The sequence below is a fragment of the Rhizobium sp. Leaf321 genome (assembly GCF_001423215.1).
Taxonomy (GTDB): domain Bacteria; phylum Pseudomonadota; class Alphaproteobacteria; order Rhizobiales; family Rhizobiaceae; genus Neorhizobium; species Neorhizobium soli.
In genome coordinates, this window is the sequence record NZ_LMOF01000006.1 from 729,623 (window position 1) to 744,345 (window position 14,723).

The 14,723-nt window shown below is 61.3% G+C and carries 15 protein-coding genes; 12 read left to right on the forward strand and 3 right to left on the reverse strand.

Features of this window, described 5'->3' with window-relative positions:
- Positions 1 to 83: 83 nt before the first annotated feature.
- Complete coding sequence (locus ASF70_RS09830; RefSeq protein ID WP_062453680.1) at positions 84 to 1,100, reverse strand: polyprenyl synthetase family protein; 1,017 nt, start codon at positions 1,098 to 1,100, stop codon at positions 84 to 86.
- A 106-nt stretch (positions 1,101 to 1,206) separates the two neighbouring features.
- On the opposite strand from ASF70_RS09830, the gene ASF70_RS09835 reads away from it, so the two are divergent.
- The 4 genes from ASF70_RS09835 to ASF70_RS09850 all read left to right on the forward strand — a co-directional run bounded on the left by ASF70_RS09835 (position 1,207) and on the right by ASF70_RS09850 (position 3,406).
- Positions 1,207 to 1,428 (forward strand): DUF2007 domain-containing protein, encoded by a 222-nt coding sequence (locus ASF70_RS09835; RefSeq protein ID WP_062453679.1) that lies wholly within the window; start codon positions 1,207 to 1,209, stop codon positions 1,426 to 1,428.
- Positions 1,429 to 1,442: 14 nt separating this feature from the next.
- Positions 1,443 to 2,231, forward strand: coding sequence for a methyltransferase (locus tag ASF70_RS09840; RefSeq protein ID WP_062580172.1), 789 nt, complete (start codon positions 1,443 to 1,445; stop codon positions 2,229 to 2,231).
- A gap of 83 nt (positions 2,232 to 2,314) precedes the next feature.
- The gene (locus ASF70_RS09845) at positions 2,315 to 3,181 is read left to right on the forward strand and encodes a S49 family peptidase (protein ID WP_062579365.1); all 867 of its coding nucleotides are present in this window, start codon (positions 2,315 to 2,317) and stop codon (positions 3,179 to 3,181) included.
- A 30-nt stretch (positions 3,182 to 3,211) separates the two neighbouring features.
- Positions 3,212 to 3,406, forward strand: a complete 195-nt coding sequence (locus tag ASF70_RS09850; protein ID WP_062453677.1) for a hypothetical protein — start codon at positions 3,212 to 3,214, stop codon at positions 3,404 to 3,406.
- Between the two features lie 253 nt (positions 3,407 to 3,659).
- Here the strand turns inward: ASF70_RS09850 and ASF70_RS09855 are convergent, their stop codons facing one another.
- Complete coding sequence (locus ASF70_RS09855; RefSeq protein WP_062579367.1) at positions 3,660 to 5,480, reverse strand: methyl-accepting chemotaxis protein; 1,821 nt, start codon at positions 5,478 to 5,480, stop codon at positions 3,660 to 3,662.
- Positions 5,481 to 5,819: 339 nt separating this feature from the next.
- Between ASF70_RS09855 and ASF70_RS09860 the strand changes: the two genes are divergently transcribed.
- The 8 genes from ASF70_RS09860 to ASF70_RS09895 all read left to right on the forward strand — a co-directional run bounded on the left by ASF70_RS09860 (position 5,820) and on the right by ASF70_RS09895 (position 13,664).
- On the forward strand, positions 5,820 to 6,755 hold the full coding sequence (locus ASF70_RS09860; RefSeq protein ID WP_062454837.1) for a glycine--tRNA ligase subunit alpha: 936 nt from the start codon (positions 5,820 to 5,822) through the stop codon (positions 6,753 to 6,755).
- Between the two features lie 94 nt (positions 6,756 to 6,849).
- Positions 6,850 to 7,401 carry a LemA family protein gene (locus ASF70_RS09865; protein ID WP_062453675.1) on the forward strand — a complete coding sequence of 184 codons (552 nt, stop codon included), beginning with the start codon at positions 6,850 to 6,852 and terminating at the stop codon, positions 7,399 to 7,401.
- Positions 7,402 to 7,414: 13 nt separating this feature from the next.
- On the forward strand, positions 7,415 to 9,328 hold the full coding sequence (locus tag ASF70_RS09870; protein ID WP_062579369.1) for a DUF2207 domain-containing protein: 1,914 nt from the start codon (positions 7,415 to 7,417) through the stop codon (positions 9,326 to 9,328).
- A 51-nt stretch (positions 9,329 to 9,379) separates the two neighbouring features.
- Positions 9,380 to 9,643 carry a type II toxin-antitoxin system RelE/ParE family toxin gene (locus ASF70_RS09875; protein WP_062579371.1) on the forward strand — a complete coding sequence of 88 codons (264 nt, stop codon included), beginning with the start codon at positions 9,380 to 9,382 and terminating at the stop codon, positions 9,641 to 9,643.
- 30 nt (positions 9,644 to 9,673) lie between these two features.
- The gene (locus ASF70_RS09880; protein WP_062579372.1) at positions 9,674 to 9,970 is read left to right on the forward strand and encodes a HigA family addiction module antitoxin; all 297 of its coding nucleotides are present in this window, start codon (positions 9,674 to 9,676) and stop codon (positions 9,968 to 9,970) included.
- A gap of 96 nt (positions 9,971 to 10,066) precedes the next feature.
- Positions 10,067 to 12,223, forward strand: coding sequence for a glycine--tRNA ligase subunit beta (glyS, locus tag ASF70_RS09885; RefSeq protein ID WP_062579374.1), 2,157 nt, complete (start codon positions 10,067 to 10,069; stop codon positions 12,221 to 12,223).
- A gap of 173 nt (positions 12,224 to 12,396) precedes the next feature.
- Positions 12,397 to 12,870: a DUF523 domain-containing protein gene (locus ASF70_RS09890; protein WP_244474001.1), complete on the forward strand. Its 474-nt coding sequence runs from the start codon at positions 12,397 to 12,399 to the stop codon at positions 12,868 to 12,870.
- A 227-nt stretch (positions 12,871 to 13,097) separates the two neighbouring features.
- Positions 13,098 to 13,664, forward strand: a complete 567-nt coding sequence (locus ASF70_RS09895) for a DUF6101 family protein (RefSeq protein ID WP_062579378.1) — start codon at positions 13,098 to 13,100, stop codon at positions 13,662 to 13,664.
- Positions 13,665 to 13,734: 70 nt separating this feature from the next.
- Here ASF70_RS09895 and ubiA read toward each other — a convergent pair whose 3' ends face one another.
- Positions 13,735 to 14,694, reverse strand: a complete 960-nt coding sequence (ubiA, locus tag ASF70_RS09900; RefSeq protein ID WP_062580174.1) for a 4-hydroxybenzoate octaprenyltransferase — start codon at positions 14,692 to 14,694, stop codon at positions 13,735 to 13,737.
- Positions 14,695 to 14,723: the final 29 nt, after the last annotated feature.

Genomic DNA, 14,723 nt, shown 5'->3' on the forward strand with positions numbered 1-14,723 from the left:
GTCCGCAAGGAATTCTCCGGCATCGCAGAGAGCGGATGCCGGGCAGGAACGGTCACACCTTCGTCAACGCGACGGAGAGAGCGTCAGTTCACGCGCTGGATGGAGAAGTCGATCACCTCGAGCATCGCGGATTTGAGCGGCGATGCCGGCAGCGGCGCCAGCGCATCGCGGGCAATCGTGCCGTAATGCAGGGCCCGACCGATCGTGTCGTTCAGCGCGTCGTATTTCTTGATCAAGCCCAGCGCCTTTTCAAGATTTTCCTCGCTGCTTTCGCCCTGTTCGATCGCCGTCTTCCAGAATGCCCGCTCCGTTTCGGTGCCACGCCGGTAGGCAAGGATGACTGGAAGCGTGATCTTTCCCTCGCGGAAATCGTCGCCGACATTCTTGCCGAGATCGGCAGCGGTGCCGCCGTAATCGAGCGCGTCGTCGACCAGCTGGAAGGCGTAGCCAAGGTTCATGCCGTAGGAGCGCATTGCGGAACGCCCAGCCTTGTCGGCATTGGCGATGATCGGCCCGACTTCCGCCGCCGCCGCAAACAACGCCGCCGTCTTGGCGCGAATGACGGAGAGATAGTCGTCCTCGGTGGTTTCCATGTTCTTGGCGACGGAAAGCTGAAGCACTTCGCCTTCCGCAATCACGGAAGCCGCGGTTGCCAGAACGTCCAGCGCTTCAAGCGATCCGACTTCGACCATCATCTTGAAGGACTGGCCGAGCAGAAAGTCGCCGACGAGAACACTGGCCTGGTTGCCCCAGATCATCCGTGCGGTGGATTTGCCGCGGCGCAGATCGCTTTCGTCCACCACATCGTCATGCAGCAGCGTTGCCGTATGCATGAATTCGACGCTGGTCGCGAGCTTCACATGGCCTTCGCCCTTGTAGCCGAACAGCACCGCAGACGCGAGCGTCAGCATCGGCCGAAGCCGCTTGCCGCCCGACGAGATCAGGTGGTTGGCAACTTCCGGGATCATTTGCACGTCGGAGCCTGCCTTCGACAGGATCAGCTGGTTGACCCGCTCCATGTCTCCTCTCGTGAGGTCCACCAGGGGCTTCACGGAAGCAGATTTGTTTTTGCCTTCTTCAAGCGGTATTACGACGCCCAACGACCGGACTCCTAAATTAAGTTCCGGCTTGGACAATAGAAAGCGTGGCAGGATGCGGCAAGTGACAATTCGCTGACCTGCCGTTTTTGAGGGGGATTTTTGCCGCATGCGGGAACTCATTCGCGCCAACGACCCGGTGCTTCTCTCGGTTGCGAGCAGCCTGATGAAGGATGCCGGCATTCATTTCATGGTTGCGGACCAGTCCATGAGCGTGCTCGAAGGCTCGCTCGGCATGCTGTCGAAACGCTTCCTTGTCGAGGAGGAGAGGGGAGACGAAGCCCGCCGCATCCTGATCGATGCCGGCCTGGAGGCGGAGCTTCGACCGTGACCACGTCCGCCGGCATCCCGCAGGATCTTTCGTCGGACTTCACCATCGATGCGTTTCACCGCGGCCGCTTCCATCTGGTGCAGCCGAAGGGCGGCGGCCACAGGTCCGGCGTGGATGCGATGCTGCTCGCCTCGCTTGTGGCGGACGAACGGTCCGTTTCGGTTGCCGATCTCGGATCCGGCGCCGGTGCCGCAGGACTAGCGGTCGCGAGCCGGCTCGAAAACGCCCGCATCGTTCTGGTCGAGAAGTTGCCGTTGATGGCGGAGTATGCGCGGCGAACGCTGGCTTTGCAGGAAAATGCTTTCCTGTCTGATCGTATCACGGTTCTCGGCGCCGATGTGACGCTCACGGGCAAGGCCCGGGTCGACGCGGGATTGCACGACGGCGTGCACGACCATGTGATCATGAACCCGCCCTTCAACCACGCCGACGACCGCATAACGCCGGATGCCTTGAAGGCCGAAGCGCATGCAATGACCGCTGGCCTGTTCGAAAACTGGCTGCGCACGGCCGCCGCCATCATGAAACCCGGCGGGCAATTGTCGCTGATCGCCCGTCCGGATTCCATCGTCGATATCATCGAGGCCTGCGGCAAGCGCTTCGGCGGGCTTGAAATAACCCCGGTCCACCCCCGCCCGGGCGAGGATGCGACCCGCATTCTGGTAACCGGGGTCAAGGGCTCGAGAGCGCGGCTGGTGTTCCGCGCGCCGCTGATCGTGCATGGAGCGGATGGCAATTCCTTCATGTCGCAGGCGGATGATTTGAACAACGGTCGCACCGCCTATCACCGAAGACGGCGATAAACCCCGTTTTTAGAGGCTCAGCCATTGTGTTCGCCCTTCGAGAACATACATCCAGGCTTCCGATATATGCTTGAACAGGATGGATGATGAGCTTCTTGAATCGCCTGCTGCCAAAACGTTTCCGCAAGACCGGTTTGTCGATCCCGGTGGTCCGACTGCATGGCACGATCATGGCGGGCGGCAGCCAGTTCAAGCAAACGCTCAACATCGCAACCGTGGCGCCGATGCTGGAAAAGGCCTTCGCAAAGAAGGATGCGCCGGTCGTTGCCATCTCCATCAATTCGCCGGGCGGCTCGCCTGTCCAGTCGCGCCTGATCTACCAGCGCATCCGGGCTCTCGCCGAGGAAAAGGAAAAGAAGGTTCTGATCTTCGTGGAAGATGTGGCAGCGTCCGGCGGCTACATGATTGCCCTTGCCGGCGACGAAATCTTTGCCGATCCGACCTCGATCGTCGGCTCGATCGGCGTCGTGTCTGGTGGTTTCGGCTTCCCGGAAATGCTGAAGAAGATCGGCGTCGAACGCCGCGTCTATACGGCCGGCGAGAACAAGGTGATTCTCGATCCTTTCCAGCCTGAAAAGGAAGGCGACATCGAGTACCTGAAGACGCTGCAGCTCGAGATCCACCAGGTCTTCATCGACATGGTGAAATCGCGCCGCGGGTCACGGCTCGGCGAAGATAGCACGATTTTCTCCGGGCTCTTCTGGACTGGCACCCGTGGCCTCGAACTCGGCCTCATCGATGGGCTGGGCGAGATGCGCGATGTGATCAAGCGCCGTTTCGGCAAGGATGCCAAGCTGGAGCTGATCGGCGGCACGCGGACCCTGTTCGGTCGCCGGGTGCCGGGCGTTGCGCTAGGATCCGCCAATCTGGGGGAAATTGCCTCAGGCGCCACGGCAGGTCTTGCCGAAGGCCTGGAAGAACGGGCAATGTGGAGCCGCTTCGGGCTCTGATATGCCCGCCTTACAAGGTTTCGACGGGAAATGGCTCAGCTCATACTTCTGGCCCTGCTGATCGGCGGCGGATGGATGCTCTACAAGCGCTTCATCAAGGACGCGGAACGGCTCACGGCGCGCACGCGCCGCGAGGAAGAGCAGCAACGCACCGGCGCCATGGGAACGCTGGAAAAGGATCCGGTGACGGGCGAATACCGGGTCAAGCGCGACGACGACGTCTGATCAGGCTGTTGCCGGCGGATAGTCGCTGTCGATACGGTTTGAAGACATAGACTTTGATATCGCGCTCATGGCCGCGTCACCCGCTTGCCACGTTGCTCCATCCTCTACTCGCGCTTTCGTTCATTCCGGCATCCACGCCTCCCTCTATCCCCTGACGAGCACAGGAATGAGGGAGGTTGGCGCTCCACATAGAAAAAAAGCAGCGTCCGTTCCCGGGCGCTGCTTTTGCGTTGGTAGTTCCTGGCTCCGATGATCAGGCAGCCCGGCGTGTCTTGTCATGCTTTGTGGCAGGGGGCCGGCCGAGTGTGAACTGTGAGATCAGCTCGTGCAGACGGTGGCTTTCGGTGGCCAATGAGGCGCTGGCGGCGCTGGTTTCCTCCACCATCGCTGCATTGCGCTGCGTCACCTGGTCCATCTGGTTGACGGCTGTATTGACCTCGGCAAGACCGACCGACTGCTCGCGCGACGACGTTGCGATCGCGTCCATATGCTGGTTGATAGTGATGATGTAGTCGCCGATCACCTTCAGGGAGCCGCCGGTTTCCCGCACCAGTTTCACACCGCTCTCGACCTCTGTCGTCGAATTCCGGATCAGTTCCTTGATCTCCTTGGCGGCCCGAGCAGAGCGCTGCGCCAGCTCGCGGACTTCCTGTGCGACCACCGCAAAGCCCTTGCCGGCCTCACCGGCGCGTGCGGCCTCGACGCCCGCATTGAGCGCCAAAAGGTTGGTCTGAAAGGCGATCTCGTCGATGACGCCGATGATGCTGGAGATCTGTCCCGAGGACTCCTCAATCCGCTGCATCGCATCGACCGCACTGGCAACGACGATGCCGGACTGGGTGGCGCTGGCATTGGCCTGGATCGCGATCGCGCGGGCTTCGTCGGCGCGCTTGGAGGCGTTGGCGACATTGATGGTGATCTGGTCGAGCGCCGCAGCGGTTTCTTCAAGCGAGGCGGCCTGCTGTTCCGTGCGTTTCGACAGGTCGTCCGAACTGATGCTGATTTCGCGGGTGCCGGTGTCGATAGAGCCTGCCGCCTGTGCGACGGTGGTCAGCGTCTGGTCAAGCTGGTGTACGGCTGTGTTCAGGTCGTGCCGCAGCGCTTCAAAATCAGGTGCGAAAGCGTCCGAGAGATGAAAGCTGAGATCGCCTGCCGCGAGCTTTCGCAGCCCGCCCGCCAGGCTGGAGGTTGCCTCGTGCAGCATCACGCGGGCTGCCGCTTCTGCTTCCTTGGTCACCCGGATGCGATCGGCTTCGTTGCGCTCACGCGCGGCAATCGCCTCCGCTTCCAGTCGCTTGTTGGTGATCGCTGCCTGCCGGAACACCTCGACAGCCGTCGCCATCTCGCCGATTTCGTCGGTGCGATTGATCCCCGTGATGGACAGCGCCGTGTTGCCTCCGACCAGCTTCTGCATGTCGCCTGCAAGAAAGCGGATCGGCTGAATGATGGTCTTTCGCGATACGAACAGCAGGACAAGCGCAGATACGGCCGTTGCGGCCAGCACAGTCTTGAGGATCGTGTCGATCAGAACCGCCAGCCGGTCGCTGTTGAGCTTGACGCCGTCGGACAGCGACGAGATGCTATCGCCTGCTTTTTCCATGGCGGTTTCGAGGATCGAGAATTGCTGCTGGAATGCAGGCAGCGACAACAGTGCTTGATCCGGGTTGCTCGCTGCCTGCGCGACAATGGCGCTGGCATTGTCGATGTAACCGCGCAGAGGCGTATCCAGGTTTTTAAGAACAGCCTGTATCTCGGGATCGGTCACCAGAGCCTTGTTGTCATCGATTGCCTTGCGGAACGACTCGACATGCTCTTTCAGATCCGAGGTGACGTCAGCGGTGGAGATCTCGCCTTGTGCATTGCGTGCCATCAGTGCCGAAAGAACATCGGCGCGCAGGGCGTCGTGCATCATGTCGGCCTGCATGTGATTGCGCAAAATCTCGGCGGTGCGTGCGACGGTATCGACATTGTTCGTCAGCGTCGTCGAACCCCAAATCCCGGCTCCGGCAGCACCGCCCGCAAGCACGAACATCGCAAGGCTCGTAAAGATCATCTTGGTACGAATTGTTACCATTTCAATCGTCCTATTGTGCGGATTTGTTGAAATTTAGCATAGTTTACTTAAGAAAAATGAAACGTTCCGACGCCCGGTCCGGTCTGGCTGGTTCTATACTTGGCAATAAAATCAGAGATTTATCCGAACGGTGCTTTGAGCCATAGGTGACCTGCCCCTGCGTGAATTGCGATTGATCAAGTGACGTTTGGCCCGGCAGAGTCGCGGTTCGCAACGGCGGCCGCAGCCGGGCGAATGCCGCAAAACTCTTGACCCCCAGTCCCGCCCGTGGCACCTGACGCCACCGGAAATAAGCAAATAGCGACCAGTCCCATGACCGCCACGACCCTGCCAGATCACATGAACCCGAAGCGCTCGTTCCAGGCGCTGATCCTGACCTTGCATGCCTATTGGGCTGACAAGGGCTGTGCGGTCCTGCAGCCATACGACATGGAAGTCGGTGCCGGCACGTTCCATCCGGCCACCACGTTGCGCGCGCTCGGGCCGAAGCCGTGGAAGGCCGCCTATGTGCAGCCGTCGCGCCGCCCGTCCGATGGTCGCTACGGCGAAAATCCCAACCGGTTGCAGCACTATTACCAGTATCAGGTCATCCTGAAGCCGAACCCGTCCAATCTGCAGGAACTCTATCTGGGGTCGCTTGCCGCGATCGGTCTCGATCCGCTTCTGCATGACGTGCGCTTCGTCGAGGACGACTGGGAAAGCCCGACGCTCGGTGCCTGGGGTCTCGGCTGGGAATGCTGGTGCGACGGCATGGAAGTCTCGCAGTTCACATACTTCCAGCAGGTCTGCGGCATCGAATGCTCGCCGGTCGCCGGCGAACTGACCTATGGTCTCGAACGACTGGCCATGTATGTCCAGGGCGTCGACAACGTCTATGATCTGAACTTCAACGGCCGCGAAGGCGAAGAGAAGATCTCCTATGGGGATGTCTTCCTGCAGGCCGAGCAGGAATATTCCCGCCACAACTTCGAATTCGCCAACACCGAAATGCTGCACCGTCACTTCATCGATGCCGAAAAGGAATGCCAGGCGCTGCTCGCTTTCGGCGCGCCGGGGGATCAGGCTAACCAGATGCTGCACAAATGCGTCTTCCCGGCCTATGACCAGTGCATCAAGGCATCGCACGTGTTCAACCTGCTGGATGCCCGCGGCGTGATTTCGGTCACCGAACGCCAGAGCTATATCCTGCGGGTGCGCACACTGGCCAAGGCCTGCGGCGAAGCCTTCCTGCTGACGGATGCCGGCGGCGCCAAACTCGGCCGGGAAGCTGCCTAGAGCGTTTCCGGGCTAACCCACCGATTTCCAGTGACAATTCACTGAACCCGACTTAGTCTCCGCCCGGCTATTGTTATCCGGGGGAGTTCTCGTCATGTATATCGCGCTCGGCATTCTTGCCCTCGTGGCTGTCTATCTCGTCGTCATCTATAACGGCCTCGTCAAGGCGCGACAGATGGCCGAGGAAGCCTGGTCCGGCATCGACGTGCAGCTGAAGCGCCGCGCCGACCTGATCCCTAACCTGATCGAGACCGTCAAGGGCTACGCCGCCCATGAAAAGGGCACGTTCGAAGAGGTCGTGCGGCTGCGCAACCAGGCACAGGCGGTGCCGGCCGGCGACGTCGCGGGCCGTGCCCAGGCCGAAGGCATGCTTTCCCAGGCGCTCGGAAAACTGTTTGCGCTGGCCGAAGCCTATCCGGATCTCAAGGCCAACCAGAATTTCTCCGAACTGCAGGCATCGCTCGAAACCATCGAAAGCGAGATCCAGATGTCGCGCCGCTATTACAACGGTGCTGCGCGCGAACTGAACGTCAAGGTGGAAACCTTTCCTAACAACCTTGTTGCCGGCCAGTTCGGCTTCTCCAAACGCGAATACTTCGAGATCACCAACGAAGCCGATCGCGCCGTTCCCACCGTGAAATTCTGATCGGAGCCGGCTGATGGTTCGGCGCCTTGTTCTTGCTGTTGTGCTTTTCTGCGCGGCATGGCTTCCGGCCGCTGCCGAAGAGTATATCCGCAGCTACCATTCCGAAATCGCAATCGCACCGGATGGCGAGCTTAAGGTGACCGAGACGATTGTCGCCAAGTCGGAAGGCAACCGCATTCGCCGCGGCATCTTCCGCGATTTTCCGCTGACCATGGTCGATGCCGAGGGACGCACGGTTCGCGTCGGCTTCGATATCGTCTCCGTCACCCGCGATGGCCGCGATGAGCCCTACCGCACCGAGACGATCGCCGGCGGTATCCGCATCTATTCCGGAGACCAGGACGTTTTTCTGCGCGACGGCGAGCATACATTCGTGCTCACCTACAAAACAGACCGGCAGATCCGCTACTTTGCCGATCACGACGAACTCTACTGGAACGTCACCGGCAACGGCTGGGATTTCCGCATCGCCCAGGCCTCGGCCAGGGTCACGCTGCCGGATGGCGGGCAGGTGCAGCAGACGGCGGCCTTTACCGGCCCGCTCGGCTCGACCGCCCGCAATGCCCGCATGCAGGCAAACGGTGACAATGCTGTCTTCTCGACGACGCGACCGCTCGGCCCGCAGGAAGGGCTGACGATTGTTGCCGGCTTTCCGAAAGGCGTCGTGGCCGTACCCTCCAAGGATCAGGAACGCAGCTGGTGGCTACGCGACCATATGGGCACGCTGATCGCCGGCGCCGGCCTCCTGATCGTGCTGGCCTACTATTTTGCCGTCTGGAAACGCGTCGGCCGCGATCCGGCGCGCGGCATCGTCGTTCCGCGCTGGGATGCGCCGGAAGGCCTGTCCCCGGCGCTGGTCAACTATATCGACAACAAGGGCTTTTCCGGTGGCGGCTGGACCGCCTTTGCCGCGAGCGCCATCGATCTCGCCGTCAAGGGCTATGTCGTGCTCGACGATCTCTCGAGGCAGATCGTCATCAGGCGCACCGATAAGAGCAGCGGCCGCGATCTGCCCGCCGGTCAGTCCGTGATTCTCTCGGCAGTCGGCGGCAAGGGTGAAAGCTTCGTCATCGACAAGAACAACGGCACCGCCGTCCAGACTGTCGGCAAGAATTTCCGGCAGGCGATCGAACGCGAACATCGCGGCAAATATTACAACGCCAACTGGGGCTATGTGCTCGGCGGCATCGGCCTCAGCGTCATCTTCCTCATAGCCCTGCTTGTGTTCGGCAATCTGGAACCGGACATGATCGCCGTGCTGATCGTGCCGGTCTTCGTGGCCGTCTTCTTCGGCTTCATCGCGGTCGGCTTCGGCAAGAAGCTGCGGCGTGGCTCGTCGCTGTTTGGCCGCATCATGACCGTGGTCGTGCTCGGCTTTATCGGCCTCGTCGCGCTCTCGATCGTCACCTCCGTTCTGGTGGCGCTCGTTTCCGAACTCACCGGTACCGATCACTGGCCGCTTCTCGTCTCGGTCGGCGGCATCGTGCTCGCCAACGTCATGTTCTTCTTCCTGATGGGGGCGCCGACGCCGATCGGCGCCAAGCTGATGGCCGGGATCGAAGGCCTGCGCCTCTATCTCACCGTGGCCGAGAAGGACCGCATGAACATGGCCGGCGCACCGGAAATGTCGCCGCAGCATTTCGAAAAGCTTCTGCCCTATGCAGTAGCGCTCGGCGTCGAGAAGCCGTGGAGCCAGGCATTCGACACCTGGCTCGCAGCCGCCGGTCTCGGCGCCGCCTACACCGCCGCCTGGTATCACGGCGGCGGCTTCAACAGTTTCGGCGACCGCATCGGCGGCTTCTCCTCCTCCATGGCCTCGACCATCGCCTCGACCCTGCCACAACCCACATCCTCCTCATCATCAGGCTTCTCCGGCGGCGGTTTCTCGGGTGGTGGCGGCGGTGGAGGCGGGGGAGGCGGCTGGTAAGCGCGACCCGTTGATGATTGTATCATGGCATGATACAGAAAGGTCTGCGACGTGATACGATCCTTCGGCAATGCGATGACCGAAGCGGTCGCCAACGGCAAACTGCCGAAAGGATTTCCGTCAGATATTTTGCGGCGCGCTGTTCGAAAGCTGACCATGATCGAGAACGCCGTGGAACTCATCGACCTTCGCTCGCCACCGGGTAATCACCTGGAAGCCTTGAGGGGAGATCGCTCGGGCCAGCATTCGATCCGCATCAACGATCAGTGGCGCGTGTGCTTTCCGTGGTCGGATGGCGGCGCCGAACAGGTCTAGATCGTCGATTATCATTGAGGGAGAACAGTCATGGCAAGTGTCCTTCCACCGGTGCATCCGGGTGAAATCCTCCGCGAGGAATATCTCGTTCCCTTGCGGATGAGCGCCAGTGCGCTGTCTAAGAAACTCAACGTTCCCCGCACACGGATTGAGCGACTGGCCGCAGAGCAGACGGCAGTGACGCCAGATACGGCCCTCAGGCTCGCGCGCTTCTTCAATACGACGCCCGAATTCTGGATGAACCTGCAGATCAGCTACGACCTGAAGATCGAGATTGCGGCAAAGAAGGATGAGATCGCGGCGATCCCCGTCATGAGTGCTGCCTAAGCATCGACAGACTTTCACCAACCCAAGTGATGACTTTTGCCGGCGGGCTTGCTAAGTCCGCCGCGACGTTATTTTCCAGCGCAAAGACATGAAACCATGCCCGATCTGCTCCTAGAACTCCGCTCCGAGGAAATTCCGGCCCGCATGCAGCGCAAGGCTGCCGGCGATCTGAGGAAACTCGTTACCGATGCGCTGGTGGATGCGGGCCTGACCTATGAGGGCGTTCGCGAATACTGGACGCCGCGGCGCCTCACCCTGGATATCCGCGGTCTCAACGCGCGCTCGGCCGATCAGCGCGAGGAGATCAAGGGCCCATCCACCAAGGCGCCGGAACAGGCGATCGCCGGCTTCCTGCGCAAGGCAGGCCTTGCCGATATCTCGCAAGCCCAGGTCGCCAGCGACCCGAAAAAGGGCGATTTCTACGTGGCCGTCGTCTCCAAGCCCGGCCGTGCGGCGGAAGAGATCATCGAAGCGGTCATGCCCGGCATCATCCGCTCCTTCCCCTGGCCGAAATCCATGCGCTGGGGTGCCGCCTCCATGCCGAAGGGCGCAAGCTTCGGCGGTATCGAGGGCAAGGGGTCTGAAAGCCTGCGCTGGGTGCGCCCGCTGCAATCGATCGTCTGCATGTTCGGCACCGAGCATGAAGAAACCAAGGTCATTCCGTTCCAGATCGACGGCATCACCGCAGGCAATGTCACCTATGGCCACCGCTTCCATGCGCCTGAGGCCATAACCGTGCGCCGCTTCGACGACTATGTGTCGAACCTCGAAAAGGCGAAGGTCATGCTCGATGCGGATCGCCGCAAGGACATGATCCTGCACGATGCCCGCGACATCGCCTTCGCCAACGGTCTCGACCTCGTCGAGGACGAAGGCCTGCTGGAGGAAGTCTCCGGCCTCGTCGAATGGCCGCATGTTCTGCTCGGCACGTTCGAGCAAGACTATCTGGAAATCCCGGCCGAGATCATCCGTCTCACCATCAAGACAAACCAGAAATGCTTCGTCACCCGTCGTCAGGGTGCTGACGATGGCAGCCTGTCCAACCACTTCATCCTCATCTCGAATATCGAGGCCAAGGATGGCGGCAAGGAAATCGTTCACGGCAACGGCAAGGTCGTGCGCGCGCGCCTCTCCGACGCCCGCCATTTCTGGACCCGCGACCAGGGCGACCTGCCGGATCTCGCGACACTCGAAGCCTCGGCCCAAAAATTCGGCCTCGATCTCAAGAAGCCGCTCGACCAGCGCATGGCAAAGCTCGATGCGCTCAACGTCACCTTCCACGCCAAGCTCGGCAGCCAGGGTGAACGCGTCACCCGCATCCGCGCACTGGCAAAGGAACTGGCACCGATCACCGGCGCCGATCCGGTTCTGGTCGATCGTGCCGCCGTGCTCGCCAAGGCGGACCTGCGCACCGAAGCCGTCGGCGAATTCCCGGAACTGCAGGGCCTGATGGGCCGCCGCTATGCGCTGCTGCAGGGCGAAGACGCATCGGTTGCCGCCGCCATCGAAGACCACTGGAAGCCGAACGGCCCCTCCGACCGCCTGCCGGAAGACAAGGTCGGCCTGACGCTCGCACTCGCCGACAAGCTCGACACGCTCGTCGGCTTCTGGGCCATCGACGAAAAGCCGACAGGCTCCAAGGACCCCTATGCGCTGCGCCGTGCAGCGCTGGGTGTCGTGCGGATTTTGCTCGAGCGGAAGGTGCGGTTGCCGTTGCTTGCGGTCACCAAGGATGCAGACCTCCTCTCCTTCTTCCACGATCGTCTCAAAGTCTATCTCCGCGATCTCGGCGCCCGTCATGACATCATCGATGCGGTGCTGACGCCGGACGCGGACGATCTGCTGCTGGTGGCCCGTCGTGCCGAAGCGCTGACGGCCTTCATCACCTCCGAGGACGGCAAGAACCTTCTGGCCGGCACCAAGCGCGCCACCCAGTTGCTGGCCGCCGAAGAAAAGAAGGGCACCGTCGTTGCCGATGGCGTTTCGGAAGCTCTCCTGACGCTCGATGCCGAAAAGGCGCTCTGGGCAGCGATTTCGCAAGCCTCGAACGAAGCCTCCGACGCGGTTGCCAAGGAAGATTTCCGCTCGGCAATGGAAGCCCTGTCGAAGCTGCGCGCTCCTGTCGATACGTTCTTCGGAGACGTGCTCGTCAATGACGAGGATGCCGCAATCCGCGCCAACCGCCTCGCTCTCCTCAAGGCGATCCGGGAGGCGACGGCCACGGTTGCGGACTTCTCCCGCATCGTGTCCTAACCTTTGTTCTCCATCGGCTCCGTGCTATCTTCATAGCGTGGAGCCGATAGGACAAAGCCCATGAACAAGCCCGTGCAGATCACCCTTGGCGAACCCTTCGCAGACTTCGTCCCAATGCTGCACGAAAAAAGCGACGCCCTCCGCCATCTCGATCCATCCGCATGAAGCAGCCGATGATCCTCATCAGCGCCTGCCTTCTCGGCCATGCCGTCCGTTACGACGGCACAGGCAAGCCGCTCGTCCATCCGGCGATCGAGCGGTGGCGGGAGGAGGGGCGTCTGGTGACGATTTGTCCCGAACTTGCGGGCGGCATGAGCGTGCCGCGTCCGCCGGCCGAAATCGAGAATGGCATGACGGGAGATGACGTGCTCGCCGGTCGCGCCCGCGTGCTGGAAACCACAGGCGGCGACGTGACGGCGGAGTTTGTGGCCGGTGCACGCCGGGCGCTGGACTTTGCCAGGCAAAACGGTTGCACCCATGCGCTGCTGATCGACGGCAGCCCGTCCTGCGGCTCGGGCCTGATCTATGACGGGTCGTTTTCCGGGAGAAAGCACGCCGGCAACGGCGTCACCGCGGCGCTGCTTATCTCCGCGGGAATAGAGGTGTTTCCCCATACCGAGATCGACCGTCTCGCGGCGCGGGTCTGATCCGTCCCGATGGGGCACACACTTGATCCCGTTCATCCTTCGGAAACTTAAAGCATATGCGGTTTCGCTAACCATTCAAAACGGCAGGTTTTCCTTAACCGCGATTTTTAAGCAGTCTCGAACAGCGCCCGCTTATTGTGAGCCTATCAGAGGACATAAGTCCCGCAGAGATACGCAGCCGGAAACACCGGAAACGGCTCTCAGGTAAAACAAGGGTAGCACAACCGATGACGAATACCGTTCTGAAGCCCGTCTGGGCAGGGTCGACATTGAGGATCGATCCGTCACGTTTTCCGCAGCAGGTCACCTATGCGATGAACGAGACGTCAGGAGATGTAACAATCACCATCGACGAGCGCGGAGCTGTTCTGCGCAAGATCCTGCCGGAAAGCGGTCTGCCGCTTTCCTTCGCTCTCCCGGCCCGCGCCTTCAAGGGTGTGGCCGCCCGCGCCATCGATCATGGCGATGGCGACGTCACTGTCACGCTTGAACTGCATCACGATGATCCGGATCTCTGCATCCCGCTTCTCGTCGCCCACGATCTCTGCGATATCGCTGCAGACTGGCGCAGCTGGTCGGATGCGTTCCGCATTCCGATGCTGATGGTCGAAGCCGATGGCATTGCCCGTCCGCTGGAAAACCACCTCGGCGATCTTCGCACCGCCACGACCAAGCCGCGCCGCCGCCATTCCTATTTCGCAGAGCGCCGCCCGCGTTTCCTGGTGCGCCGCGCAACCGGCAGCCTCGGTGTTATCATGAAGATCGAAGGCAAGGAAATCATCGCGCGGCGTTAGGAGACACTCTCTTAAGAACCACCGCCCGCGAAAATGCGAAGCCCGGCCGAACAGCCGGGCTTTTCCATGTTTACAATATGAGGCCCAAAATCAGTCCGCCGAACAGAACGGCGCCGACTTGTGTATTGAACTTGAACAGTTTGAGGCACTGGTCGGGATTGTCGATATCGATGATCAGGATCTGCCAGGCGAGCATGACGGTCGCGGCGATCAATCCGACATAAGCGAAGAAACCCGCATCGCCGGCAATGTAGGAAAACAGCAGAAACACCAGCGTCAGCCCGTAAAGCCCGATCAGCCAGGCCTTGGTGTTGTCCCCGAACAGTCTTGCCGTGGAGCGCACGCCGACCAGAGCGTCGTCCTCCTTGTCCTGATGGGCATAGATCGTGTCGTAACCGATCGTCCAGGCAACGGCTGCCGCATAAAGCCAGATCGGTGCCCAGGAGAGACTGCCGAACACGCCGGCCCAACCCATCAGCGCACCCCAGGAAAACGCCAGTCCCAGAAAGAACTGCGGCCAGTCGGTGAACCGCTTGGCAAACGGATAGATCGCGACGACCAGAAGCGACGCGATGCCGAGCAGGATGGAAAACGTATTGAACTGCAACAACACGATAAGCCCGACCAGCGCCTGAACCGCCAAAAACACCTTCGCCTCGAAGCGGGACACCCGGCCGGAGGGCAGCGGCCGCGAGCGGGTGCGCGCCACCTCATTATCGATCTCGTGATCGATCAGGTCGTTATAGGTGCAGCCGGCGCCGCGCATGGCCACGGCGCCGATGAAGAACAGCACCAGATGCGAGATCAGCTGCCAGGGCTGGAACATGCCCTCGTCCATCGCCGCATTGGCGGCAAGCGCGGCCGACCAGAAACACGGCCACATCAGCAACTGCCAGCCGATCGGCCGGTCCCAGCGGGCCAGCTGCGCGTAGGGCCAGGCGGCACGCGGCAGCACCTGATAGACGAAATTGTCGGATGGAGCGTCTGAGACGCGGCCGCCGAAAGCATCGGAATTTGGTTTCTCGGTCATGGCCGATGTCATGCCCCCCGTGGTGGAAA

Coding starts and splice junctions, on each gene's coding strand:
- ASF70_RS09835 (WP_062453679.1), top strand. CDS start 1,207: ATGCGGGAACTCATTCGCGCCAACGACCCGGTGCTTCTCTCGGTTGCG.
- ASF70_RS09845 (WP_062579365.1), top strand. CDS start 2,315: ATGATGAGCTTCTTGAATCGCCTGCTGCCAAAACGTTTCCGCAAGACC.
- ASF70_RS09850 (WP_062453677.1), top strand. CDS start 3,212: ATGGCTCAGCTCATACTTCTGGCCCTGCTGATCGGCGGCGGATGGATG.
- ASF70_RS09855 (WP_062579367.1), bottom strand. CDS start 5,480: ATGGTAACAATTCGTACCAAGATGATCTTTACGAGCCTTGCGATGTTC.
- ASF70_RS09860 (WP_062454837.1), top strand. CDS start 5,820: ATGAACCCGAAGCGCTCGTTCCAGGCGCTGATCCTGACCTTGCATGCC.
- ASF70_RS09865 (WP_062453675.1), top strand. CDS start 6,850: ATGTATATCGCGCTCGGCATTCTTGCCCTCGTGGCTGTCTATCTCGTC.
- ASF70_RS09870 (WP_062579369.1), top strand. CDS start 7,415: ATGGTTCGGCGCCTTGTTCTTGCTGTTGTGCTTTTCTGCGCGGCATGG.
- ASF70_RS09880 (WP_062579372.1), top strand. CDS start 9,674: ATGGCAAGTGTCCTTCCACCGGTGCATCCGGGTGAAATCCTCCGCGAG.
- glyS (WP_062579374.1), top strand. CDS start 10,067: ATGCCCGATCTGCTCCTAGAACTCCGCTCCGAGGAAATTCCGGCCCGC.
- ASF70_RS09890 (WP_244474001.1), top strand. CDS start 12,397: ATGATCCTCATCAGCGCCTGCCTTCTCGGCCATGCCGTCCGTTACGAC.
- ASF70_RS09895 (WP_062579378.1), top strand. CDS start 13,098: ATGACGAATACCGTTCTGAAGCCCGTCTGGGCAGGGTCGACATTGAGG.
- ubiA (WP_062580174.1), bottom strand. CDS start 14,694: ATGACCGAGAAACCAAATTCCGATGCTTTCGGCGGCCGCGTCTCAGAC.